This window comes from Pseudomonas sp. KB_12 (assembly GCF_052114545.1).
In the GTDB taxonomy this organism is placed as follows: domain Bacteria; phylum Pseudomonadota; class Gammaproteobacteria; order Pseudomonadales; family Pseudomonadaceae; genus Aquipseudomonas; species Aquipseudomonas brassicacearum.
The window spans coordinates 74,920-98,211 of record NZ_JBFREY010000012.1; the positions used below are offsets into that span (position 1 = coordinate 74,920).

19 protein-coding genes are annotated in these 23,292 nt (G+C 61.6%); 6 read left to right on the plus strand and 13 right to left on the minus strand.

Going from position 1 to position 23,292, the window contains the following annotated elements:
• Nucleotides 1-39: 39 nt before the first annotated feature.
• The 11 genes from AB4Z20_RS12230 to bioB all read right to left on the minus strand — a co-directional run bounded on the left by AB4Z20_RS12230 (nt 40) and on the right by bioB (nt 13,186).
• Complete coding sequence (locus AB4Z20_RS12230; protein WP_003177654.1) at nt 40-198, minus strand: YqaE/Pmp3 family membrane protein; 159 nt, start codon at nt 196-198, stop codon at nt 40-42.
• 344 nt (nt 199-542) lie between these two features.
• Entirely contained in the window at nt 543-2,321 is a 1,779-nt protein-coding gene (locus AB4Z20_RS12235) for an acyl-CoA dehydrogenase C-terminal domain-containing protein (RefSeq protein ID WP_258689550.1), read from the minus strand.
• A gap of 217 nt (nt 2,322-2,538) precedes the next feature.
• A complete protein-coding gene (locus AB4Z20_RS12240) occupies nt 2,539-4,335 on the minus strand; it encodes an acyl-CoA dehydrogenase C-terminal domain-containing protein (protein ID WP_442089975.1) in 1,797 nt (598 codons plus the stop codon).
• 91 nt (nt 4,336-4,426) lie between these two features.
• On the minus strand, nt 4,427-5,716 hold the full coding sequence (locus AB4Z20_RS12245; RefSeq protein WP_258689552.1) for a GGDEF domain-containing protein: 1,290 nt from the start codon (nt 5,714-5,716) through the stop codon (nt 4,427-4,429).
• A gap of 347 nt (nt 5,717-6,063) precedes the next feature.
• Nucleotides 6,064-7,869 (minus strand): phenylacyl-CoA dehydrogenase, encoded by a 1,806-nt coding sequence (locus AB4Z20_RS12250; RefSeq protein WP_253469988.1) that lies wholly within the window; start codon nt 7,867-7,869, stop codon nt 6,064-6,066.
• 276 nt (nt 7,870-8,145) lie between these two features.
• Complete coding sequence (locus AB4Z20_RS12255) at nt 8,146-8,442, minus strand: pyrroloquinoline quinone biosynthesis protein PqqE (protein WP_214509874.1); 297 nt, start codon at nt 8,440-8,442, stop codon at nt 8,146-8,148.
• 121 nt (nt 8,443-8,563) lie between these two features.
• Complete coding sequence (gene bioD / locus AB4Z20_RS12260) at nt 8,564-9,244, minus strand: dethiobiotin synthase (protein WP_253469991.1); 681 nt, start codon at nt 9,242-9,244, stop codon at nt 8,564-8,566.
• The gene (gene bioC, locus AB4Z20_RS12265; RefSeq protein WP_442089979.1) at nt 9,241-10,053 is read right to left on the minus strand and encodes a malonyl-ACP O-methyltransferase BioC; all 813 of its coding nucleotides are present in this window, start codon (nt 10,051-10,053) and stop codon (nt 9,241-9,243) included. Before bioC ends, bioD begins: the two co-directional genes overlap by 4 nt.
• Nucleotides 10,046-10,777, minus strand: a complete 732-nt coding sequence (locus tag AB4Z20_RS12270; protein ID WP_442089981.1) for an alpha/beta fold hydrolase — start codon at nt 10,775-10,777, stop codon at nt 10,046-10,048. Before AB4Z20_RS12270 ends, bioC begins: the two co-directional genes overlap by 8 nt.
• Nucleotides 10,770-11,948, minus strand: a complete 1,179-nt coding sequence (bioF, locus tag AB4Z20_RS12275; RefSeq protein WP_253469998.1) for an 8-amino-7-oxononanoate synthase — start codon at nt 11,946-11,948, stop codon at nt 10,770-10,772. Before bioF ends, AB4Z20_RS12270 begins: the two co-directional genes overlap by 8 nt.
• A 182-nt stretch (nt 11,949-12,130) precedes the next feature.
• Nucleotides 12,131-13,186: a biotin synthase BioB gene (bioB, locus tag AB4Z20_RS12280; RefSeq protein WP_063324077.1), complete on the minus strand. Its 1,056-nt coding sequence runs from the start codon at nt 13,184-13,186 to the stop codon at nt 12,131-12,133.
• 90 nt (nt 13,187-13,276) lie between these two features.
• On the opposite strand from bioB, the gene AB4Z20_RS12285 reads away from it, so the two are divergent.
• The 5 genes from AB4Z20_RS12285 (at nt 13,277) to rarD (ending at nt 19,039) form a co-directional block, all read left to right on the plus strand.
• Complete coding sequence (locus tag AB4Z20_RS12285; RefSeq protein ID WP_442089984.1) at nt 13,277-14,017, plus strand: double zinc ribbon domain-containing protein; 741 nt, start codon at nt 13,277-13,279, stop codon at nt 14,015-14,017.
• 58 nt (nt 14,018-14,075) lie between these two features.
• Nucleotides 14,076-14,840 carry a TOBE domain-containing protein gene (locus AB4Z20_RS12290; protein ID WP_442089986.1) on the plus strand — a complete coding sequence of 255 codons (765 nt, stop codon included), beginning with the start codon at nt 14,076-14,078 and terminating at the stop codon, nt 14,838-14,840.
• Nucleotides 14,841-14,906: 66 nt separating this feature from the next.
• Entirely contained in the window at nt 14,907-16,808 is a 1,902-nt protein-coding gene (locus AB4Z20_RS12295; protein ID WP_214509882.1) for a PhoX family protein, read from the plus strand.
• A 163-nt stretch (nt 16,809-16,971) separates the two neighbouring features.
• A complete protein-coding gene (locus tag AB4Z20_RS12300; RefSeq protein ID WP_003206247.1) occupies nt 16,972-17,946 on the plus strand; it encodes a serine/threonine protein kinase in 975 nt (324 codons plus the stop codon).
• A 205-nt stretch (nt 17,947-18,151) separates the two neighbouring features.
• On the plus strand, nt 18,152-19,039 hold the full coding sequence (gene rarD, locus AB4Z20_RS12305) for an EamA family transporter RarD (RefSeq protein WP_014340554.1): 888 nt from the start codon (nt 18,152-18,154) through the stop codon (nt 19,037-19,039).
• 217 nt (nt 19,040-19,256) lie between these two features.
• On the opposite strand, the gene AB4Z20_RS12310 is transcribed toward rarD, so the two are convergent.
• Nucleotides 19,257-19,775, minus strand: coding sequence for a glycine cleavage system protein R (locus AB4Z20_RS12310; protein WP_253470013.1), 519 nt, complete (start codon nt 19,773-19,775; stop codon nt 19,257-19,259).
• Nucleotides 19,776-20,314: 539 nt separating this feature from the next.
• Between AB4Z20_RS12310 and AB4Z20_RS12315 the strand changes: the two genes are divergently transcribed.
• Nucleotides 20,315-22,492 carry a malate synthase G gene (locus AB4Z20_RS12315; protein WP_442089989.1) on the plus strand — a complete coding sequence of 726 codons (2,178 nt, stop codon included), beginning with the start codon at nt 20,315-20,317 and terminating at the stop codon, nt 22,490-22,492.
• A gap of 206 nt (nt 22,493-22,698) precedes the next feature.
• On the opposite strand, the gene AB4Z20_RS12320 is transcribed toward AB4Z20_RS12315, so the two are convergent.
• Nucleotides 22,699-23,145: a response regulator gene (locus AB4Z20_RS12320; RefSeq protein ID WP_003206256.1), complete on the minus strand. Its 447-nt coding sequence runs from the start codon at nt 23,143-23,145 to the stop codon at nt 22,699-22,701.
• Between the last annotated feature and the right edge of the window lie 147 nt (nt 23,146-23,292).

The window sequence follows — 23,292 nt, forward strand, 5'->3', positions numbered from 1 at the left end:
ACAGGGCTCCCAACAAATCTTTAAATTCGCGCCAGGTTCTCAGCGCTTGGCGATGATGTACACCGCATGCACGATGCCAGGGATATAACCCAGCAGCGTCAGCAGGATATTCAGCCAGAAAGCCCCGCCGAAGCCGACCTGCAGGAACACCCCCAGTGGCGGCAGCAGGATGGCGATAATGATGCGAATGAAATCCATGGATGACTCCTGATCGACGATGGCCAAATTGCCATATAGCTCATTGACCCCAGGCCGCTCGCCAGGGTTCAGTGAAACGCAACCAGAAGCAGCCTCGATGGAGGGCGCCTGCCAGGAACAAAAAACGCAGGCAAAAGAAAACCCCGCCGAAGCGGGGCTTTGCAGACTGTTTCCCTGACATCCATTTCACTCTGCCGTCCTGGCAGAATCCTACGTGTCCGTGTTGTTACTTTGCGCGTCCTGCGCTACATCCATGGAAGCTAGATTAGCCCTGGATCCAATTCGCCGATAGAGGGAAAACGCCAGCACGATGTGTAAGCTAATGCTTACACATCGTCATGATTTCAGAACTGGCCGGCTTCCAGCAGGAACAGCGACTCGCTGCCCGCCTTGACCGAAGCGCTCAAGGAATGAATACGCGGCAGCAGGCGGGCGAAATAGAACCGCGCCGTGCCCAGTTTGCTCGCGTAGAAATCATCCTGGCTTTCTTTGCCCAAGGCCGCCCTGGCCATCAGCGCCCACATGTAGGCATACGCGGTGTAGCCAAACGCCTGGAGATACTCCACCGAGGCCGCGCCGATTTCATTCGGGTTGCTTTTCGCCCGGTCCAACAGCCAGTCGGTCAACTCGTCCAGCGAGTCGACAGCGCTGTTCAACGGCTTGATGAACTCCGCCAGATCGCTGTTCGCGGTGGCCGTGAAGTGACGGATTTCATCGGCAAACAACTTGTAGAACGCACCGCCGCTGCCGACGATCTTGCGCCCCACCAGGTCCAGCGCCTGGATACCGTTGGTGCCTTCGTAGATCTGGGTGATACGCACATCGCGCACCAGTTGCTCCTGGCCCCATTCACGAATGTAACCGTGGCCGCCGAACACCTGTTGACCATGAACGGTGGTTTCCAGGCCCAGGTCGGTCAGGAAGGCCTTCGCCACCGGCGTCAGCAATGCCACCAGGTCCTCGGCGCGCTTGCGCGTGACTGGGTCTTCGCTGAACTTGGCGGTATCCAGTTGCATCGCCACGTAGGTGGAAAAGGCCCGGCCGCCTTCGTTCGAGGCTTTCATGGTCAACAGCATCCGACGCACGTCGGGGTGGACGATGATCGGGTCAGCGACCTTGTCCTTGTTCTGCGCACCGGTTGGCGAGCGGCTTTGCAGGCGGTCACGGGCATATTCGATGGCGTTCTGGTAGGAACGCTCACCGGAGGCCAGGCCCTGGATACCGACGCCCAGGCGCTCGTAGTTCATCATGGTGAACATCGCCGCCAGGCCCTTGTTCGGCTCGCCCACCAGATAACCCACGGCTTCGTCGAAGTTCATCACGCAGGTGGCGGATGCCTGGATGCCCATCTTGTGTTCGATCGAGCCGCAGTTGGCCGCGTTGCGCGCGCCCAGGCTGCCGTCGGCATTGACCATGAACTTGGGCACCAGGAACAGCGAGATGCCCTTGGGGCCTGCCGGCGCGTCCGGCAGTTTCGCCAGCACCAGGTGAATGATGTTCTCGGTGAGGTCGTGTTCGCCGCCAGTGATGAAAATCTTCGTGCCGCTGACCTTGTAGGAACCGTCGGCCTGGGGTTCGGCCTTGGTGCGGATGATCCCCAGGTCCGTACCGGCGTGGGGCTCGGTCAGGCACATGGAACCGGCCCAGACGCCGGCGTACATGTTCGGCAGGTATGCCGCTTTCAGTTCTTCGCTGGCGTGGGCATTGATCGACAGGCAGGCGCCGGCGGTCAGCATCGGGTACAAACCGAAGGACAGGCTGGCGGAGTTGACCATTTCCTCGACCTGGGCCGAAACGGCCTTGGGCATGCCCATGCCACCGTACACCGGGTCACCGCCGACACCGACCCAACCACCTTCAGCGTAAGTCTTGTAGGCCTGTGGGAAACCTGCCGGCGTGGTGACGGCGCCGTCGGCCCAGTGGCAACCTTCTTCGTCAGCGGCGCGGCTGAGGGGCGCGATGCTTTTGCTGGTGACTTTGCCGGCTTCTTCAAGGATCGCTTCGACCGTTTCGGCATCCACGGTGTCGGCCAGCGCCGGCAATTGGGCCCAGAGTTTCGCGACCTCGAACACTTCATTGAGGACGAAGCGCATATCGCGCAGGGGCGCTTTGTAGTCAGCCATGGCAAACCTCGCAGGATCTAAACAGTTGGTTCGTAAAAGACGGTTTTCGCAATGACCTGAGTGTACCTCAACAACTTTTGCGACACATAGGGTCAACTAATGACTGTTTTGTTATTTTTAGTCACCATGAAAGATCGCAGGCTTCGCCAGCTCCTACAGAGAATACGCATTTCAATGTAGGAGCTGGCGAAGCCTGCGATCTTTGGCATTCCCTCTATCAAAGTGCAAACAACTCCGCCGGCAGCTTCATCAGGCAATCACTCCCCGCCTCGACGGCAGCCCGATGGGCGGTCGTGCGCGGCAACAGGCGCTTGAAGTAAAACTCACACGTCGCCAACTTGCCCCGGCAGAAATCCCCATCACCCTGGCCACTGTCGAGTTGCGCCTGGGCCACCAAGGCCATGCGCAACCACAGGTAGGCCAGGATGATGTAGCCGCTGTACATCAGGTAATCCACGGAGGCGGCCCCCACTTCATCGGGATTCTTCATGGCAGCCATGCCGACCCGGGTGGTCAGTTCGCCCCACTGCTGGTTGAGCCCGTCGAGTTGCTCGACGTAATCCTTGAGCTGCGGATGTCCGGCATTCGCGGCGCAGAATTTGTGGACGATCCGGGTAAAACCGCGCAACAACTTGCCCTGGCTGCCCAGCACCTTGCGCCCCAGCAGATCCAGGGCCTGGATGCCATTGGTGCCCTCGTAGATCGGCGCGATGCGGCAATCTCGCACCAACTGCTCCATGCCCCACTCACGAATGAAGCCGTGACCGCCAAACACTTGCATGCCGTGGTTGGTCACCTCCAGCCCGGTGTCGGTCATGAAGGCCTTGCAGATCGGGGTGAGGAACGCCAGCAGGTCCTCGGCCTCCTGGCGGGCGGTTTCGTCCGGGCTCAGGTGCGCGGTATCGAGCAATTGCGCGGTGAAATACGTCAGCGCCCGATTGCCTTCGTTGAAGGCTTTCATGGTCAGCAACATCCTGCGTACATCGGGATGGACGATGATCGGGTCGGCGACCTTTTCCGGCGCCTTGGGGCCGGTCAGCGCGCGCATCTGCAAACGGTCGTTGGCGTATTTGATGGCGCCCTGGAAGCTCGCCTCGCCCAGACACAGGCCCTGCATGCCGGTGCCGAGCCGGGCGTGGTTCATCATGGTGAACATGCAATTGAGGCCCTTGTTCGGCTCGCCGATCAGGAACCCCTTGGCCCCGTCGAAATTCAGCACGCAGGTGGCCGATGCCTTGATGCCCATCTTGTGTTCGATCGAACCACAGGACACGCCATTGCGCGGCCCGGCCTCACCCCTGGCGTCGGGCAGGAACTTGGGCACGATGAACAACGAGATGCCTTTGGTCCCGGCGGGGGCGTCCGGCAACTTGGCCAGCATCAGGTGGATGATGTTATCGCTCATGTCGTGTTCGCCGGCGGAAATGAAGATCTTGCTGCCGGAGATCGCATGGCTGCCGTCGGCCTGGGGCACGGCGCGGGTCTTGATGATGCCCAGGTCGGTGCCACAGTGGGCTTCGGTCAGGCACATGGTGCCGGTCCACTGGCCGGCGGTGAGTTTACTCAGGTAGGTCTGTTTCTGTTCTGCCGTGCCGTGGGCATGGATCGCCGACATGGCGCCGTGAGTCAGGCCCGGGTACATGCCCCAGGACGTGTTGCTGGAGCCGATCATCTCGCTGATGACCAGGCCCAGGGAGCTGGGCAGGCCCTGGCCGCCATACGCCGGGTCCGCCGCCAGCCCATGCCAGCCGCCTTCCACGTACTGTGCGAAAGCCTGCTTGAAGCCCGTAGGCGTGGTGACTACACCGTTGTCGAAATGGCAACCCTCTTCGTCACCGGAGCGATTGAGCGGCGCCAGCACGTTCTCACAGAACCTGGCACCTTCTTCGAGGATCGCGCTAACCATGTCCGGGCTGGCATCGCTGGCGCCCAGTTCGGCATAACGGCCATGGAAATCGAAGACGTGATCGATCAGAAAGCGCATGTCACGCAGCGGGGCTTTGTACTCGGGCATGGTGGTTTTCTCCGGTAGCAGATCGTTGCAACCTACTGCCGGCCACCCAGGCTCACAATCACAGTCCAGACGCTGAATGCGCCGTCATCACTCAACCCGCGGCGGCTTCCATGCGCACCGCGCCGCGGCGGTTCTGGCCGAAGGCAACCACACAGTTACGCCCCGCGCCCTTGGCGTTATACAGCGCCTGGTCGGCGGACTTGAGCACTTCTTCAGGCGTGCGTTGCTCGAGGCGCTCCGCGACGCCGATGCTGACCGTCACCGAGACGCTGGACGCACCGGCGCCAGAACGGCGCTGACGGCCTTGTTGGTCGTCCTGGGGACGACTGTCGGGGTTGCGCAGTTGGATGGCGTACGTCTCGATGGACTGGCGGATGACTTCCAGATGGGGCATGCACTCGTCGATGGTCTTGCCTGCGAACACCAGGGCAAATTCCTCACCGCCGTAGCGATACGCCCTACCGCCACCGGCGATTTTCGATAATTTGCTGGCCACCAGGCGCAGGACCTGGTCACCCACATCGTGGCCGTGGGTGTCGTTGAATTTCTTGAAGTGGTCCACGTCGCTCATCGCCAACACATAGTTGCGCCCCAGGCGCTGCATGCGTTCGTTCAGTGCCCGACGGCCTGGCAGGCCGGTGAGTTCGTCACGGAAGGCCATTTGATAGGCCTCATGGGCGACCGCCGCGGCGATCATCAACATCACCTGGCTGCACATGATGTTCAGGGTGAACGGCAGGATGAAGGTTTTCGGCAACATCCAGAACAACCCCAGCACCCCCACCAATTGCGCAGCATGCAGTGGCCGGGGGTTGCGCCAATATTGCCAGGCCAGCAGCAGGAACGCGGCGGCGAACATCGGGTAAGACAATTGGATCAAGCTCATCCAGGCGCCGTGCAACGCCGGCCAGCGGATCTCCGAAAGCCACAACAGCAAGGCTTGGGGAAAACTCTGCTCCAGGGCCAGCGCCACGCTGCCAAAGACCAGCAACACCGCGAACCGCGCCACCATGTCCTGAAACAAGTGCGTGCGCTCCTGCCACGCGGCGAACACCCCGAACAACAGCGGCAACAACAAGCAAACGAGATGGAACACCACCGCCGCGTCTTCGCGCACCTTGCCGTTATCGCGATAGAAGTCAGTCTGGGTGTCCAGCAGGAAATAGGCGATGTACACCGTGACCATCAGAAACAGTTCACGTTGACGTCGGTAGACCGCGCAATACGCCCCACCCAGCAACAACACCAACGTGGGGAGCACGTTGAACAGCGAGGTGAAGAAAACGTTGAGATCCTTGACGTAGGCAGCCGCAAGCCCCGCCAGCAACAGCAGCAATGACGGTAGGAAATGGCTGAAACGTACGGCGGAAGAACGCGGCAAGGGTAAAGCTCCGACCCGGCTAATCAAAGATGGCATTGTGCCCGCAACAGGAGCAGTAAGGCACGCGAGATATGACAGATGTCACACTGCCATCGCTGTAACGGCAGAGGGGGCGGTTTTCTTAGGGTCGAGTTGGATGAATATTGTTTCAGGATCCTAGTTGATCCCTGCGGGAGCGAGCTTGCTCGCGATAGCGGTGCGTCAGCCATGAAGGTGCTGACTGAACAAACGCCATCGCGAGCAAGCTCGCTCCCACAAGGGCCTGCGGTGGATACAGATTTTGTGGCAGACATGAAAAAGCCGCTGCTCCCGAAGAAGCAGCGGCTTTTGGAAGAACCGCGTGAGGCTTAGTAGCCCAGCGCGAAGTCCTCTTCCTTCATGTCCATCAGGTTGTTGGCGCCCGACAGCATGGTTGCCACGTGGGTACGGGTACGCGGCAGGATGCGCTGGAAGTAGAAGCGCGCGGTCTGCAGCTTGGCGGTGTAGAAGGCTTCTTCAGTGGTGCCGGCTGCGAGTTTTTCCGCCGCAAGGCGCGCCATGTCGGCCCAGAAATAGGCCAGGCAGGCGTAACCGGAGTACATCAGGTAGTCCACCGATGCCGCGCCGACTTCTTCGCGATCCTTCATGGCCGCCATACCGACCTTCATGGTCAGCTCGCCCCATTCCTTGTTCAGCGCAACCAGGGGTTCTACGAACTCCTTGATCGCGTCGTTGCCTTCGTTGCCCTGGCAGAACTTGTGGACGATCTTGGTGAAGCCCTTGAGTGCCTCGCCCTGGGTCATCAGCACTTTACGGCCCAGCAAGTCGAGGGCCTGGATGCCGGTGGTGCCTTCGTACAGCATCGAGATACGGCTGTCGCGAACGTTCTGCTCCATGCCCCACTCGGCGATGAAGCCGTGGCCGCCATAGATCTGCACGCCGTGGTTGGCCGATTCGAAGCCGACTTCGGTCATGAAGGCCTTGGCGATCGGCGTCATGAATGCCAGCAGTGCATCGGCCTTTTTCTTCTCTTCTTCATCCACGCCGTACTTGACGATGTCGACCTGCTTGGCGGTGAAGTAGACCATCGCCCGGTTACCCTCGGCGAAAGCCTTCATGGTCAGCAGCATGCGACGCACGTCAGGGTGAACGATGATCGGGTCAGCGGCCTTGTCTGGCGCTTTCGGGCCAGTCAGGGAACGCATTTGCAAACGATCGCGGGCATATTTCAGGCCGCCCTGGAAACCGATCTCGGCGTGGGCCAGGCCTTGCAGTGCGGTACCCAGGCGTGCGGTGTTCATGAAGGTGAACATGCAGTTCAGGCCTTTGTTCGCCGGGCCGATCAGGTAACCGGTGGCCGCGTCGAAGTTCATCACGCAGGTGGCGTTGCCGTGGATACCCATCTTGTGTTCCAGGGAACCGCAGCTCACCGCGTTGCGCTGGCCGATGGAGCCGTCGGCGTTAGGCAGGAACTTGGGAACGATGAACAGCGAAATGCCCTTGGTGCCAGCCGGTGCGTCCGGCAGGCGCGCCAGCACAATGTGGACGATGTTGTCGGCCATGTCGTGTTCGCCGGCCGAAATGAAGATCTTCGTACCGGAAACCTTGTAGGAACCGTCGGCCTGAGGCTCGGCCTTGGTGCGCAGCATGCCCAGGTCGGTGCCGCAGTGTGGCTCGGTCAGGCACATGGTGCCGGTCCATTCGCCGGAAACCAGCTTGGTCAGGTAAGCCTCTTGCTGTTCGGGCGTACCGTGCTCGGAAATCGTATTCATCGCGCCATGGGACAGGCCCGGGTACATGCCCCACGACCAGTTGGCTTCACCGACCATCTCGCTGACCGCCAGGCCCAGGGATTCCGGCAGGCCTTGACCACCGTGCTCGACGTCGTGGGCCAGGCTTGGCCAGCCACCTTCGACGAATTGCTTGTAGGCTTCCTTGAAACCCGTTGGGGTCTTCACCCCGGACTCGCTCCAGGTGCAACCTTCGATGTCGCCCACGCGGTTCAGCGGCGCCAGCACCTGCTCACAAAACTTGGCGCCTTCTTCGAGAATGGCGTCAACCATGTCCGGAGTTGCGTCCTGGCAAGCCGGTAGGCTCTGATAATGCGCTTCATAGCCAAGCAGTTCGTCACGAACGAAGCGAATATCACGCAAGGGGGCCTTGTAGTCAGGCATAGCGATAAACCTCTGCTGATGTAACCGGGAATGAACGACCGCGTGGATTTGTTGTAGCGGTCAAACAGTTGTTTGAAACATACGTTTACGCCCAAATCTTGTCAAGCGCCGATCTTTTGCCGTTCGTCATCAACCTGAGAAAAACGTCGGACACGGGAAATCCATCGCGCTGAAGAATCCGCGATGCGCGTAGGAAAAGATTAGTTGAGCAATAAGACGTTAGAGACAAGAACGCCGCGAATAATCGCGGCGTTTTCGTGAATCTGAAGGGCAGGATCAGGCGAAGGTATCGATCAACGTACCAAGCATTTCGTCGGATGCCTTGGCGACGTTAACACCCAGTTGCACCTGGAACTTGCCTTGGGACAGTTCAACCATGTTACTGGCCAGGTCCGACTGCTGACTACGATCCACTGACCGCAGGCGATCAACCTGGACTTCGGACGACTGGCTGGTGACCGAACGCTCGATCGTATTGTTGGCGATCTGGCTGGAGGCCTGATCGACACGGTTCTGCCCTGTCTGAATCGTGCTCAGACCGGCATAGAACGCGGTACTTCCTGAGATTTCCATGGCAGAGCTCGTCTTCTTGAAGGGTCGACAATGGCCATTGAAGCAGAACCCCAAGGAAAAGGCCCGACAAAAACACTAATGGCACAGTGCCTTGTCATAGTGAAAACCTTCCCTTGGATGATTAATCCAGCAGATCCAGGTGCAGATGCGCAGCCACGATATCGGCAGTGATGCCTTTGACCCTCGGTACTCGCCCCAGGCAAGGCGCCGGGAGGCGTTCGGCCAGGGTGGCGAGGTTTTCTTCCAGGCGCGAGGTCTTGGGGTCGATGATATTCGCCACCCAACCGGCCAGTTGCAGACCGTCCCGGGCGATGGCCTCGGCGGTCAGCAGCGCATGGCTGATGCACCCCAGGCGCACGCCCACCACCAGGATCACCGGCAGGCCCAGGGCCATTGCCAGGTCCGAAAGATTATCCTGATTGGCCAACGGCACACGCCAGCCGCCCGCGCCCTCTATCAAGGTGAAATCGGCCTCCAAGGCCAGCACCTCACGCATCGGCCCCAGCAAGGATTGCACCGTCAGCGCCACACCGGCTTCCCGGGCGGCCAGGTGCGGCGCAATGGCCGGCTCGAATGCCAGCGGATTGACCTGGGCATACTCAAGCGGCACCGAACACTCGGCCAGCAGCGCCAGGGCATCGGCATTGCGCAGGCCCTTGGGCGTGACCTCGCAACCGGAGGCCACGGGCTTGCCGGCGGCGGTGCTCATACCGGCCTGTCGCGCGGCGTGCAGCAGGCCTGCCGCGACGGTGGTCTTGCCCACGTCGGTGTCAGTGCCGGCAATGAAATAGGCCTGGCTCATAGCGGTTTCTCCAAAACGGCGTAGACCACCTGGTAAGTCGCCGGCAGTCCCTGCGCCTGACGAAACTGCTCATAGGCTTCAACCAGCGCCAGGATCCGCGCCCTGCCGGTCAAGCCGCCGGGGCGACCGGGGTTCAGATTGTGGGCGCCCAAGGCTTTCAATTCGTGAGTCAGACTGCGCACGTCGGGGTAATGCAACACATGGGGACGGTTTTCCAGACTGACGACATTCAGCCCACTGTCCGTGCAAAGGTGTTGATACGTCTCGAACCCACGGAAACGGTTGACGTGTACCAAGCCATCCACCTGACGCCAACTGTCGCGCAATTCGTACAAAGTGCCTACGCAGAGGCTGGTGAAGGCAAACACCCCACCCGGTTTCAACACACGATGGGCCTCGCTCAGCACCGCGGTAAAATCCGCACACCACTGCACCGCCAGGCTGGAGAACACCAGGTCACAGCTCGCCGCTTGCAAAGGCAACCGCTCAGCATCACCAGCGACAAAATGTGCCGCGCCACCTTGTGGGCGAGCATGGTTGAGCATGCCTTCGGCGATATCCAGGGCCAATCCGTTTGTCTCACCGAAACGCGCGCCCAGCGCCCGGGTGAAATAGCCAGTGCCGCAGCCCAGGTCCAACCAACGTTGCGGCATGAATGAGGACGGCAAGCGCCCGAGCAATTGCTGGCCCACGTCACGTTGCAGTTCGGCCACGCTGTCGTAACTGGTCGCTGCACGGGAAAACGAAGCCGCTACCTGGCGCTTGTCGGGCAAGGCACCGGGCAATGGGGGAAGAGACAGATCAGTCATCACAGGACTCATGCAAAAAAGCCTGGATCGCCGCCGCGACACCGTGCGGGTCCTCCAGAAGGAATCCGTGGCCGGCCTGTTCGATCAGGCCGATTTCGACATCCGGCAGCAAGACCAGCAATTCACCCGCGGCTTCGGCCGGTACCAGGGCGTCAAGCCCGGCAAACAAATGCAGTTGCGGGCCGCGAAAGCGCTGCAACGCGGCGCGTGTGTCCAGTTGCGCCAGCACTTCAAGCCCAGCCATCAAGACCTCGGGTGAAGTACTCGGCGCCCCGGCCAACAACAACCGCGACAACCCGCGTGGGTCGCTGCAGCCCTGGGCACACAACAAACTGAAGCGCTTGAGGGTCTGGCGTGGGTCGGCCGCACAGCCGGCGAGAAAACCATCGAAGGTTTCTCCATCCATCGCGCTCGGCCATTGCTCATGGGCGACAAAGGACGGATTGCTCGCCAGGGTCAGCAAGCCGCAGCAGCGCTCACCCCGACGCGCCGCCAGCGCCGAGGCCAGCATGCCGCCGAGGGACCAACCGCCCAGCCAGGCGTCCTGGGGCACGGTGGCGTCCAATTCTTCGAGCCATTCATCCGGATCGTTCGATAGCAGCGCCGGCAACGGTTCGATTTCCACCCGCAAGTGTTCGTCGAGCCCTTGCAACGCCGCTGCCAGCGGCTCCAGCGGTGAAACGCCCAAGCCCCAGCCCGGCAGCAATATCAGTCGATCACGCATCGCTTGGCTCCGGTCCCAACAGGGCAAAACACTCGGCCAGTGCATTCAACAACAGCTGCACCTGAGCCTCGCTGTGGGCGGCGGTCAGTGTTACGCGCAAACGGGCGCTGCCGGCCGGTACGGTGGGTGGGCGGATCGCCGTAACCATCAGCCCGCGCTCACGCAGCATTTGCGACAAACGCATGGCCCGTCCCGCATCGCCAATCAGGATCGGCTGGATCGGCGTGAAGCTGTCCATCAATTGCAGGCCGATCTGCTCGGCGCCGTGGCGGAACTGACGAATCAGTACCTGCAAGTGCTCGCGCCGCCAATGCTCGCTGCGCAGCAGCTCAAGGCTCTTGAGCGTGGCGCAGGCCAGGGCCGGCGGTTGGCTGGTGGTGTAGATGTAGGGGCGAGCGAACTGGATCAGGCTTTCGATCAGTTCTTCACTGCCGGCGACAAAAGCCCCGGCGGTGCCAAAGGCCTTGCCCAGGGTGCCCACCAGCACCGGCACGTCATCCTGGCTCAAGCCAAAATGCTCGACGATACCGCCGCCATGGGCCCCCAGTGGACCGAAGCCGTGGGCATCGTCGACCATCAGCCAGGCGCCCTTGGCCTTGGCTTCACGGGCCAGGGCCGGCAGGTCGGCAATGTCGCCGTCCATGCTGAACACGCCGTCGGTGACCACCAGGGTATTGCCGGTGGCTTTCTCCAGGCGGCTGGCCAAACTCTGGGCATCGTTGTGCAGGTAACGGTTGAAACGCGCACCGGACAACAGCCCGGCATCGAGCAGCGAAGCATGGTTGAGGCGGTCTTCCAGCACCGTGTCGCCCTGCCCCACCAGCGCGGTGACCGCGCCGAGGTTGGCCATGTAGCCGGTGGTGAACAGCAACGCCCGTGGACGGCCGGTCAGGTCGGCCAAGGCTTCCTCCAGGGCGTGATGAGGACTGCTGTGGCCGATCACCAAATGGGAGGCGCCACCACCGACACCCCAACGGAGCGCCCCGGCGCGCCAGGCTTCGATCACTTGCGGGTGATTGGCCAGGCCCAGGTAATCGTTGTTGCAGAACGCCAGCAACGGCTGGCCGTCCACCACCACTTCCGGGCCCTGCGGGCTTTCGAGCAGCGGGCGCTGGCGATAGAGGTTGTCGGCACGACGGGCAGCCAGGCGTGCGGCGAGATCGAAGGGCATGCAGGCCTCGGGGTGAACTACTTATTTGAGACGGGATGAAATCCCCTGTGGGAGCCGGCTTTTGTGGGAGCCAAGCTTGCTCGCGATGAAGGCATCGCGGTCTATAGCAGGACCGCGTTATCGTTCATCGCGAGCAAGCTTTGCTCCCACAAAGCCCGCTCCCACCCTTGGTTTGCGTCAACTCAAACAGCGGCGTTATAGAACTGCTCGCTGCTCTTCTGCTCCACCAGCGCCTGTTCAATCGCCGCCTGGTGCACTTCGTCGGCATGTTCTTCGCGGGCTTCGGGCTGGATGCCCAGGCGTGCGAACAACTGCATGTCCTTGTCGGCTTGCGGGTTGGCGGTGGTCAACAGCTTGTCGCCGTAGAAAATCGAGTTCGCACCGGCCAGGAACGCCAGGGACTGCATTTGCTCGTTCATCGCTTCACGGCCGGCGGACAGGCGCACATGGGACTGGGGCATCATGATCCGCGCCACGGCGAGCATGCGGATGAAATCGAATGGATCGACGTCCTCGGCATTCTCCAACGGCGTGCCGGCGACTTTGACCAACATGTTGATCGGCACCGATTCCGGGTGCTCCGGCAGGTTCGCCAGTTGGATCAGCAGGTTCGCGCGGTCGTCCAGGGACTCGCCCATGCCGAGGATGCCGCCGGAGCAGATCTTCATCCCCGAATCACGTACATAGGCCAGGGTTTGCAGGCGCTCGCTGTAGGTGCGGGTGGTGATGATGCTGCCGTAGAACTCCGGCGAGGTGTCAAGGTTGTGGTTGTAGTAGTCCAGGCCGGCCTGGGCCAGCGCTTCGGTCTGTTCCTGGTCGAGGCGGCCCAGGGTCATGCAGGTTTCCAGCCCCATGGCCTTCACACCCTTGACCATTTCCAGCACATACGGCATGTCCTTGGCCGACGGATGCTTCCAGGCCGCGCCCATGCAGAAACGGGTCGAACCGATGGCCTTGGCCCGTGCAGCCTCTTCGAGGACTTTCTGCACTTCGAGCAATTTCTCTTTATCCAGGCCGGTGTTGTAGTGACCGGACTGCGGACAATATTTGCAATCTTCCGGGCACGCGCCGGTCTTGATCGACAGCAACGTGGAAACCTGGACGCGATTGGCGTCGAAGTGCGCGCGGTGCACGGTCTGCGCCTGGAACAGCAGGTCATTGAATGGCTGGACGAAGAGTGCTTTGACTTCGGCCAAAGACCAGTCATGACGCAGGTTGGCAGTGGTGCTGGCGCTCATGGGCATTTCCTTGATTATGCTTGGCTGGCGCCTGGGGCATGGAATACCCACAGGCGCGACACGGATGTTCGGCATATTTAAGGAAGAGTCATGCGCTGTCAACCACGATACAAAGGACCGGTTTACATCTGGTTAAAAAATAAACAATTTTGCCTGCTGTGCGACGAAAGCACCGATACGCCGCAGCCTATCTGCACCCCCTGTGAAAGCGAGCTGCCCTGGCTCGGTGATCAATGCAGCGTCTGCGCCTTGCCGCTGCCCATGGCCGGATTGCGGTGCGGACAATGCACCTCGCGACCGCCGGCCTTCGAACGGGTCCTGGCGCCCTGGGCCTACGACTTCCCGGTGGACAGCCTGATCACCCGTTTCAAGCATCAGGCGAAATGGCCCCTGGGCCGGCTGCTGGGCGAACTGCTGGCGCAGTCGCTGCAACATCATTTCGACGAAGGGCTGGAACGGCCCGACGCACTGGTATCGGTGCCACTGGCGACCCGCCGTTTGCGCCAGCGCGGTTTCAACCAGGCAGCGCTGCTGGCCCGCTGGCTCAGTGGGCCGTTGGCGATCCCTTGCGAAGAGAACCTGCTGCGACGCACCCAGGACACCCCCGCCCAACAGACCCTCGATGCCAGGGCTCGGCGGCGAAACCTGCGCCAGGCCTTTGCCCTCGCGCCCCAGGCTGCGTTGCACAACCGTCACTTGGCGTTGGTCGACGACGTGCTCACCACGGGCGCCACCGCCCAGGCACTGGCTGCCCTGCTGCTCGACGCCGGCGCTGCGCGGGTCGATGTGTACTGCCTGGCGCGCACGCCGAAACCCGGAGAGTCGGCTTGACGGGCCGCGCCCAAGGCGCCAACGTCCGCTCATCGACCTTTGCACGCAGTTTTCCGTCATGTCCTTGCCCACGCTTCTGACCCAGCACATCGTTCGGCGACCACAACGCATCGCCCTGCTACAGCACATCGCCGAACAAGGCTCGATCACCCGCGCCGCCAAGAGCGCGGGCCTGAGCTACAAGGCGGCGTGGGATGCCATCGATGAGTTGAACAACCTGGCGGACCAACCGTTGGTGGAGCGCAGTGTTGGCGGCAAGGGCGGTGGCGGCGCCAAGTTGTCGGAGGAAGGCCAACGCGTGCTGCGCCTGTATCTGCGCCTGCAAGCACTGCAGACGCAACTGTTGGAAGCAAGCGAGGACGCCGGCGACCTGGGCCTGCTCAGTCGCCTGATGCTGCGCACCAGCGCCCGTAATCAATTGCATGGCAAGGTCCTGGGCATCGAGGCCCAGGGGCACAACGACCGGGTACGCCTGGAGCTGGCCCGGGGCCTGGTCATCGAAGCCCAGATCACCCACGACAGCACGCTGCGCCTGGAGCTGGATGTCGGCACCGACGTGGTGGCGCTGATCAAGGCTGGCTGGCTGGAATTGCACCCTGTCGAGCAAGCGGAAAAACCGGGGATCAATACGCTGCGCGGCATGATCGAACAGGTCGACGCCGCCAAAGACGGCCCCAGCGAAGTGCGCATCAGCCTGCCCAACGGTCAGACGCTGTGCGCCCTGGCCGACCCGCGTCAGTTGCTGAAGCAGAATCTGGAAGCCGGCTCCCCCGTACAAGTGACGTTTTCAGCGACAAATGTACTGCTCGGCACACCGCTGTAGCGTGCTGCAACAAAAGCTTCATCGACCCGCTTTAAGGTGACTGCCAAAACCAGCAGGGAGCCTGAGATGAGCCTATTAGAAGAAAACCAATCCACCGACCTGGAAAAGATCGTCGGCCTGAGCCGGCGCAGCTTCATCAGCGCCGGCGCCCTGTGCGGTGCGGCGATGTTCCTGGGCGGCAACCTGCTGAGCCGCAGCGTCCTGGCCGCCGCCGTGAGCGAAGGCAACAACCGCCTGCTGGGTTTCAACAGCATCGCCGCCGCCACGGCCGACACCATCACGTTGCCGCCAGGCTACAAATCCTCGGTGCTGATCAGTTGGGGCCAGCCGCTGCAGAAAAATGCACCGGCCTTCGACCCCAGTGGCAACGGCACCGCCCGCGCACAGGAAGTGCAGTTCGGCGACAACAACGACGGCATGAGCCTGTTCCCGTTCCCCGGCGACAACAACCGGGCGCTGATGGCGATCAACAACGAATACACCAACTACCGCTACCTCTTCCCCCACGGCGGCCAGCCGCAATCGGCCGAAGACGTGCACAAGGCCCAGGCCAGCGAAGGGGTGTCAGTGATCGAGGTCCAGCGTCGTCGCGGCCAGTGGCAGTTCGTCCAGGAATCGCGCTACAACCGCAGGATCCACGGCAACACGCCGATTCGCCTGCGCGGCCCGGCCGCCGGTCACGACCTGCTGAAAACCAGTGCCGACAAGAGCGGCAAGAAAGTATTGGGCACGTTCCAGAACTGCGCTAACGGCATGACGCCATGGGGCACGTACCTGACCTGCGAAGAAAACTTCACCGACTGCTTCGGCAGCAGCAAGTCCGACTTGCAGTTCGATGAAGCGCAAAAACGCTATGGCGCCACCGTCACCAGCCGCGAGATCAACTGGCACCTGTACGATCCGCGCTTCGACCTGGCAAAGAACCCCAACGAGCTCAATCGCCACGGCTGGGTGGTGGAAATCGACCCGTTCGATCCGCAATCCACACCGGTGAAACGCACCGCCCTGGGCCGTTTCAAACACGAAAACGCCGCCCTGGCGCAGACCAATGACGGTCGCGCCGTGGTGTACATGGGCGATGATGAACGCGGTGAGTTCATCTACAAATTCGTCAGCCGCGAGCGCATCAACCCGCGCAATGCCCAGGCCAACCGCAACTTGCTGGACCATGGCACCTTGTACGTGGCGCGCTTCGATGCCGGCGACGGCAACCCGGACCACCCCAAAGGCAAGGGCCAGTGGATCGAGTTGACCCACGGCAAGAACGGCCTCGACGCCAGCAGCGGCTTTGCCGACCAGGCCGAAGTGCTGATCCATGCGCGCCTGGCCGCCAGTGCCGTGGGCGCCACCCGCATGGACCGCCCTGAGTGGATCGTGGTCAGCCCGAAAGACGGTCAGGTCTATTGCACCCTGACCAACAACTCCAAGCGTGGCGAAGACGGCCAACCGGTAGACGGGCCAAACCCTCGGGCCAAGAACGTCTACGGGCAGATCCTGCGCTGGCGCACCGACCGCGACGACCACGCGTCAAAGACCTTCGACTGGGACCTGTTCGTGGTCGCCGGCAACCCGACGGTACACGCCGGCACGCCGAAAGCCGGGTCGTCCAACATCACCCCACAGAACATGTTCAACAGCCCCGATGGCCTGGGCTTCGACAAGGCTGGCCGGTTGTGGATCCTCACCGACGGTGACTCCAGCAACGCTGGGGACTTCGCCGGCATGGGCAACAACCAGATGCTCTGCGCCGACCCCAACAGTGGCGAAATCCGCCGCTTCATGGTCGGGCCGGTGGGCTGCGAAGTGACCGGGATCAGTTTCGCGCCAGACCAGAAGGCCTTGTTCGTCGGGATCCAGCATCCAGGGGAAAACGGCGGCTCGACCTTCCCTGAACACTTGCCCAACGGCAAGCCACGGTCTTCGGTGATGGTGATTACCCGTGAGGATGGCGGGGTCATCGGCGCCTGATCGGGCCCCATCGCGAGCAAGCTCGCTCCCACAGTGGATCCGACTATCCGTGTGGGAGCGAGCTTGCTCGCGATAGCTTCAGCACAGCCACCACCTATCTGCCTCTGTCTGCGCTACCATGCTGGGCCGGACGCGGCAGCCCTGCCGCTGCGCAGGAGTCAGCATGTCCCATCCGTTTGAAACCCTCACGCCCGACCTGGTACTCGATGCCGTTGAAAGCATCGGTTTCCTCAGCGACGCCCGCGTGTTGGCCCTCAACAGCTATGAGAACCGCGTCTATCAGGTCGGCATCGAAGATTCCGAGCCGCTGATCGCCAAGTTCTATCGGCCCCAGCGCTGGACCAACGAAGCGATCCTGGAAGAGCACAGCTTTACCTTCGAACTGGCCGAATACGAAGTGCCCGTGGTCGCGCCGCTGATCCACAACGGCACCAGCCTGCACGAACACGCCGGGTTTCGTTTCACCCTGTTCCCTCGTCGCGGCGGCCGTGCACCGGAGCCGGGCAACCTCGATCAGCTCTATCGCCTGGGACAATTGCTCGGGCGCCTGCACGCAGTCGGGGCAACCCGTCCGTTCGAACATCGTGAAGCCCTGGGCGTGAAGAACTTCGGCCACGATTCACTGGCCACCGTGCTGGCAAGCGGCTTCGTCCCTCGTAGCCTGCTGCCGGCCTACGAGTCGGTCGCCCGGGACCTGCTCAAGCGCGTCGAAGAGGTCTACGCCGCCACGCCCCACCAGAACATCCGCATGCACGGCGATTGCCACCCGGGCAACATGATGTGCCGCGACGAGGTGTTCCACATCGTCGACCTGGACGACTGCCGCATGGGCCCAGCGGTGCAGGACTTGTGGATGATGCTCGCCGGCGATCGCCAGGAATGCCTGGGGCAATTGTCGGAACTGATGGACGGCTACCGTGAGTTCCACGACTTCGACCCGCGTGAACTGGCGCTGATCGAGCCACTGCGGGCACTGCGCCTGATGCACTACAGCGCCTGGCTGGCGCGGCGTTGGGACGACCCGGCGTTCCCGCGCAGCTTCCCGTGGTTCGGCAGCGAACGCTATTGGGGCGACCAGGTGCTGGCATTGCGCGAGCAATTGGCAGCGCTCAATGAAGAGCCGTTGAAGCTGTTCTGACCCTACTGCTGGTCCCCCTGTGGGAGCGAGCTTGCTCGCGATGGCGATCGAACATTCGACACCTCTGTCGACTGACACACCGCTATCGCGAGCAAGCTCGCTCCCACACAAGGTTTGCGGTGAAACCCTTACAAAGGTTCACAGCACAACCAGACAAATCTCCTTACAATCACTCCTTTGTTAGCTGCCTAAGCAAGGATTCTGCATGCAAGCCGCCAACCCGCGTCGCGGGTACATCCTGGGCCTGAGTGCCTACATCATCTGGGGTCTGTTCCCGATCTACTTCAAGGCCATCGCCAGCGTGCCGTCGGTGGAAATCATCATCCACCGGGTACTGTGGTCGGCCTTGTTCGGCGCGGCGTTGCTGATGGTCTGGAAACACCCGGGCTGGTGGCGCGAACTGCGGGACAACCCACAGCGCCTGGCGATCCTCGCCCTGAGCGGGACACTGATCGCAGCCAACTGGCTGACCTACGTCTGGGCGGTGAACAACGAGCGCATGCTCGAAGCCAGCCTGGGTTACTACATCAACCCGCTCGTGAACGTATTGCTGGGCATGTTGATCCTCGGCGAGCGCCTGCGCCGCATGCAATGGCTGGCGGTGGGGTTGGCGGCGGTCGGTGTGGCGCAGCAGGTCTGGCAAGTGGGCAGCCTGCCGTGGGTGTCACTGGTGCTGGCGCTGACCTTCGGCTTCTACGGGTTGATCCGCAAGCAGGCACCGGTCAAGGCATTGCCGGGGCTGGTGGTGGAAACCTGGATGCTGGTGCCGATCGCCATCGCCTGGTTGCTGTTCAATCCCACGGCCACCAGTGCCCAGGCGGCATTCTGGACCACCTCCGAAGCCTGGTGGCTGGTGGCGGCCGGCCCCGTGACGCTGGTGCCATTGGTGTGTTTCAACGCCGCAACACGGCATTTGCCCTACACCACCATCGGTTTTCTCCAGTACATCGCGCCGACGCTGGTGCTGCTGCTCGCCGTGATGCTGTTCGGCGAGCACCTGTCGTCCAGCACACTGGTGGCGTTCCTGTTTATCTGGGCCGGGCTGGCGGTGTACAGCGTCGATGCCGTGATCAGCATGCGTCGGCGCAGCTGATCAAAAAACGCACAAACCTCTACAGGCCACGTCTGGCGTGGCCTGCGCTTATCCTTCCCAAGGTTATCCACAGCGTGATCCCCGCCGTTTGTGCACAAGCCCTTGAAAACTGGTGATTTTTTGATCATCGACCGCTAAGCCCCGGCGAGCCTGGGCTGGAGCCGGGTCTCTACAGGTTATCCACAGGCAGGCGCAGTTTTTCCTTGGATAACCTTCGTCACGCTTCGTCGCTGAGATTGAGCTCCACCATCAACTCATCGGCCAGGGTCTCCAGGCGTTCCTGCAACGTCTCCAGCGACAGGGTCAACGGCACCCCCAGGATCGCTTCGGCGTGGAACAGCAGCTCGCTGCTCATCGGCGCCGGCCGGACGTAGGTCACCAGACGCTCGACATTGACGCCCTGCTCGCTCAACAGCCGGGTGATATCCCGCACGATGCCGGGACGGTCGTTGCCCACCAACTCCATGGTGATGGGTTTCCAGGTGCAGGACTCCTCAAGGGCGCTTTCAGCGATCAACACGCGGATGTCGTGAGTCGATAGCCCCTGCAAGGCTTCGATCAGTTCCTCATGGACCTCGGCGGGGGCGCCGATTCGCAGGATCCCGGCAAACTGCCCAGCCAGGCGCGACATGCGGCTTTCCAGCCAGTTACCACCATGCTCGGCGATGCAATCGGCAATGCGCTCGACCTGCCCGGGCTTGTCCGGGGCGAAAACAGTGATGACGAGGTGGTCCATGGCGCAGTCCTCTTGTTGTGGAACGGACAGTATAGGCAGCTGATCTGCGAGCAGACTGTGGACCTGGGAATTTATACCTCACCCCTGTGGGAGCAAAGCTTGCTCGCGATGAAAACAACTCGATCCCTCTGAAGCCGAGGCGCCTGTATCGCGAGCAAGCTCTGCTCCCACAGGATGAAACCAGGCATATCGTGTACAAACCTTAAGATTTATCTGGAACAATCCATCTATTTTTTGAGAACATCCCGTGTCCCGACGTGACCGTAACACTTTAGTCGGTCGCGGAACGACGCAATTAGTCTAATTTTCACAACCGTAATTGATCATGTAGTATGCCGCAGCGAGCACTACATAACGTTGTACCGATGTCTGCTTAAGGCGCAGTCGCATCCCTGAAAAGCCCCGTCAGCAAGGCTTGCCACCCAGCCGCCAGCGATGGCATGTACTGGTTCCGGGGTTTGTGCTTTAAATGGCCCGAGGCTTCATTGTCAAAATCGAAGAGCTGAAAAGCGAAATAGCTGAGCAGAGTGAGGCAAGCAATGACTGAACACGTTCAAGTCGGTGGCCTGCAGGTCGCCAAAGTCCTGTTCGACTTCGTGAATAACGAAGCCATTCCCGGAACCGGCCTCACCGCCGACGCGTTCTGGGCCGGTGCCGACAAGGTCATCCACGACCTGGCGCCGAAGAACAAAGCCCTACTCGCCAAACGCGATGATTTCCAGGCGCGGATCGATGCCTGGCACCAGGCCCGTGCCGGCCAGGCCCACGACGCCGTGGCTTACAAAGCCTTCCTGCAAGACATTGGATACCTGCTGCCAGAAGCGGCGGATTTCCAGGCTACGACCCAAAACGTCGATGACGAAATCGCCCGCATGGCCGGCCCGCAGTTGGTGGTGCCGGTGATGAACGCCCGCTTCGCCCTCAACGCATCGAACGCCCGCTGGGGTTCGCTGTATGACGCGCTGTACGGCACCGATGCCATCAGCGAAGCCGATGGCGCGGAAAAAGGCAAAGGCTACAACAAGGTCCGCGGCGACAAGGTCATCGCCTTCGCCCGTGCCTTCCTCGACGAAGCCGCGCCCCTGGCGGCCGGCTCCCATGTCGACTCCACCGCTTACAAAATCGTCGACGGCAAACTGGTGGTCACCCTCAAGGGCGGCAGCAACAGCGGCCTGCGTGCCGATGCCCAGTTGATCGGCTTCCAGGGCGATGCCTCGGCACCGACCACCGTGCTGTTGAAACACAACGGCCTGCACTTCGAAATCCAGATCGATGCCAGCACCCCGGTTGGCCAGACCGACGCCGCCGGCGTCAAAGACATCCTGATGGAAGCTGCGCTGACCACCATCATGGACTGCGAAGACTCGGTCGCCGCCGTCGATGCCGATGACAAAGTGGTGATCTACCGCAACTGGCTCGGCCTGATGAAAGGCGACCTGGCTGAAGAGGTCGCCAAAGGCGGCCAGACGTTCACCCGCACCATGAACCCCGACCGTGTCTACACCGCCGTCGACGGTTCGAGCGTGACCCTGCACGGCCGCTCGCTGTTGTTCGTGCGTAACGTCGGCCACCTGATGACCATCGACGCGATCCTGGACAAGCACGGCAACGAAGTGCCGGAAGGCATCCTCGACGGCCTGATCACCAGCCTGGCAGCGATCCACAGCCTCAACGGCAACACCAGCCGTCGCAACAGCCGCACCGGCTCGGTGTACATCGTCAAGCCGAAGATGCACGGCCCGGAAGAAGCCGCGTTCACCAACGAGCTGTTCGGTCGCGTCGAGGACGTGCTGAACCTGCCGCGCAACACCCTCAAGGTCGGGATCATGGACGAGGAGCGCCGTACCACGGTCAACCTCAAGGCCTGCATCAAGGCCGCCAGCGAGCGCGTGGTGTTCATCAACACCGGCTTCCTCGACCGTACCGGCGACGAAATCCACACCTCCATGGAAGCCGGCCCGATGGTGCGCAAGGCCGACATGAAAGCCGAGAAGTGGATCGGCGCGTATGAGAACTGGAACGTCGACATCGGTTTGAGCACCGGCCTGCAAGGCCGTGCGCAAATCGGCAAGGGCATGTGGGCGATGCCGGACCTGATGGCGGCGATGCTCGAACAGAAAATCGCTCATCCGCTGGCCGGCGCCAACACCGCATGGGTTCCCTCGCCGACCGCCGCGGCCCTGCACGCGCTGCATTACCACAAGGTCGACGTGTTCGCCCGCCAGGCCGAGCTGGCCAAGCGCGCGCGTGCATCGGTGGACGACATCCTGACCATCCCGCTGGCCGTCAACCCGAACTGGACACCGGAGCAGATCAAGAATGAACTGGACAACAATGCCCAGGGCATCCTTGGCTACGTGGTGCGCTGGATCGACCAGGGCGTGGGCTGCTCCAAGGTGCCGGACATCAACGACATCGGCCTGATGGAAGACCGTGCGACGCTGCGTATCTCCAGCCAGCACATCGCCAACTGGCTGCGCCATGGCATCGTCACCCAAGACCAGGTGATGGAAAGCCTCAAGCGCATGGCGCCGGTGGTCGACCGCCAGAACGCCAGCGACCCGCTGTACCGTCCGCTGGCACCAGACTTCGACCGCAACATCGCCTTCCAGGCGGCGGTCGAGTTGGTGATCGAAGGCACGAAGCAGCCTAACGGCTACACCGAGCCGGTGCTGCACCGTCGTCGTCGTGAGTTCAAGGCAGCCAATGGGTTGTGATTGAGCGGTAGGCGCGGCACAAAAAAAGCCCTGATCGAACGATCAGGGCTTTTTCATTGCAAAATCACCAAGCCCTGGCTGATGCTTGAGTCATTGCGGCAAGGGATTTATCTGTGGGAGCAAGGCTTGCCCGCGATGAAGACAGCGCGGTCCTTGGTGAACCGAGGCGCCTGCATCGCGGGCAAGCCTTGCTCCCACAGACAATCTTAGAGATCCATCCCCAACTCGTGCTTGACCAACCCCAGCAGCTTGTCGGTATCGATCGGCTTGAGCAAAAAGTCCACCACGCTCAGGTGCATGGCTTCGATGGCGTCCTTCACGTCGGCATCGCCCGACACGATGATGATCGGCAGCGCCGCCCGCGGAGACTCGCGCACCAGGCGAATCAGTTCCAGGCCATCGACATTGCCCATCCGCAGGTCGGTGATCAACAGGCCAATCGATGGCTTGGTTTCCAGCATCTTGAGTGCCGTTTCACCACTGGCGGCGGTCATGCAGTGAATCCCGTCCAACGCCAGGATCTCCGACAGCAGCTCACGAGCGTCCTTGTCGTCATCGACGATCAAGACGCGCTGCGGCGGCAGGTCAGGTTCCAGCATGACGGCACTCAGCGCCTCGCGCTCGGCGTCACTCAAAATATCGTGGTCGGACATGGTGCTCTCTACGTTCTTTAAATCGATCCCCTGGCACAGTGGTCAGACATCGTTCTGCGGCGCTTCAATGTGCACTTCGTCGGATTTTTTTCCAAGAACATTTAATGAAGATTTTTCTGACACTTGGCGTAGGATTTTTCCGTAAGC

Excerpts from the sequence above, each read along its gene's own strand:
- AB4Z20_RS12310 (WP_253470013.1), bottom strand. The coding sequence starts at position 19,775 with ATGGACCACCTCGTCATCACTGTTTTCGCCCCGGACAAGCCCGGGCAG.
- AB4Z20_RS12300 (WP_003206247.1), top strand. The coding sequence starts at position 16,972 with ATGTCCCATCCGTTTGAAACCCTCACGCCCGACCTGGTACTCGATGCC.
- AB4Z20_RS12320 (WP_003206256.1), bottom strand. The coding sequence starts at position 23,145 with ATGTCCGACCACGATATTTTGAGTGACGCCGAGCGCGAGGCGCTGAGT.
- AB4Z20_RS12315 (WP_442089989.1), top strand. The coding sequence starts at position 20,315 with ATGACTGAACACGTTCAAGTCGGTGGCCTGCAGGTCGCCAAAGTCCTG.
- AB4Z20_RS12255 (WP_214509874.1), bottom strand. The coding sequence starts at position 8,442 with ATGGAAATCTCAGGAAGTACCGCGTTCTATGCCGGTCTGAGCACGATT.
- bioC (WP_442089979.1), bottom strand. The coding sequence starts at position 10,053 with ATGACTGATCTGTCTCTTCCCCCATTGCCCGGTGCCTTGCCCGACAAG.
- AB4Z20_RS12235 (WP_258689550.1), bottom strand. The coding sequence starts at position 2,321 with ATGGCTGACTACAAAGCGCCCCTGCGCGATATGCGCTTCGTCCTCAAT.
- bioB (WP_063324077.1), bottom strand. The coding sequence starts at position 13,186 with ATGAGCGCCAGCACCACTGCCAACCTGCGTCATGACTGGTCTTTGGCC.
- AB4Z20_RS12270 (WP_442089981.1), bottom strand. The coding sequence starts at position 10,777 with ATGCGTGATCGACTGATATTGCTGCCGGGCTGGGGCTTGGGCGTTTCA.
- bioD (WP_253469991.1), bottom strand. The coding sequence starts at position 9,244 with ATGAGCCAGGCCTATTTCATTGCCGGCACTGACACCGACGTGGGCAAG.
- AB4Z20_RS12250 (WP_253469988.1), bottom strand. The coding sequence starts at position 7,869 with ATGCCTGACTACAAGGCCCCCTTGCGTGATATTCGCTTCGTTCGTGAC.
- AB4Z20_RS12240 (WP_442089975.1), bottom strand. The coding sequence starts at position 4,335 with ATGCCCGAGTACAAAGCCCCGCTGCGTGACATGCGCTTTCTGATCGAT.
- bioF (WP_253469998.1), bottom strand. The coding sequence starts at position 11,948 with ATGCCCTTCGATCTCGCCGCACGCCTGGCTGCCCGTCGTGCCGACAAC.
- AB4Z20_RS12295 (WP_214509882.1), top strand. The coding sequence starts at position 14,907 with ATGAGCCTATTAGAAGAAAACCAATCCACCGACCTGGAAAAGATCGTC.
- AB4Z20_RS12290 (WP_442089986.1), top strand. The coding sequence starts at position 14,076 with ATGTCCTTGCCCACGCTTCTGACCCAGCACATCGTTCGGCGACCACAA.
- AB4Z20_RS12230 (WP_003177654.1), bottom strand. The coding sequence starts at position 198 with ATGGATTTCATTCGCATCATTATCGCCATCCTGCTGCCGCCACTGGGG.
- rarD (WP_014340554.1), top strand. The coding sequence starts at position 18,152 with ATGCAAGCCGCCAACCCGCGTCGCGGGTACATCCTGGGCCTGAGTGCC.
- AB4Z20_RS12285 (WP_442089984.1), top strand. The coding sequence starts at position 13,277 with ATGCGCTGTCAACCACGATACAAAGGACCGGTTTACATCTGGTTAAAA.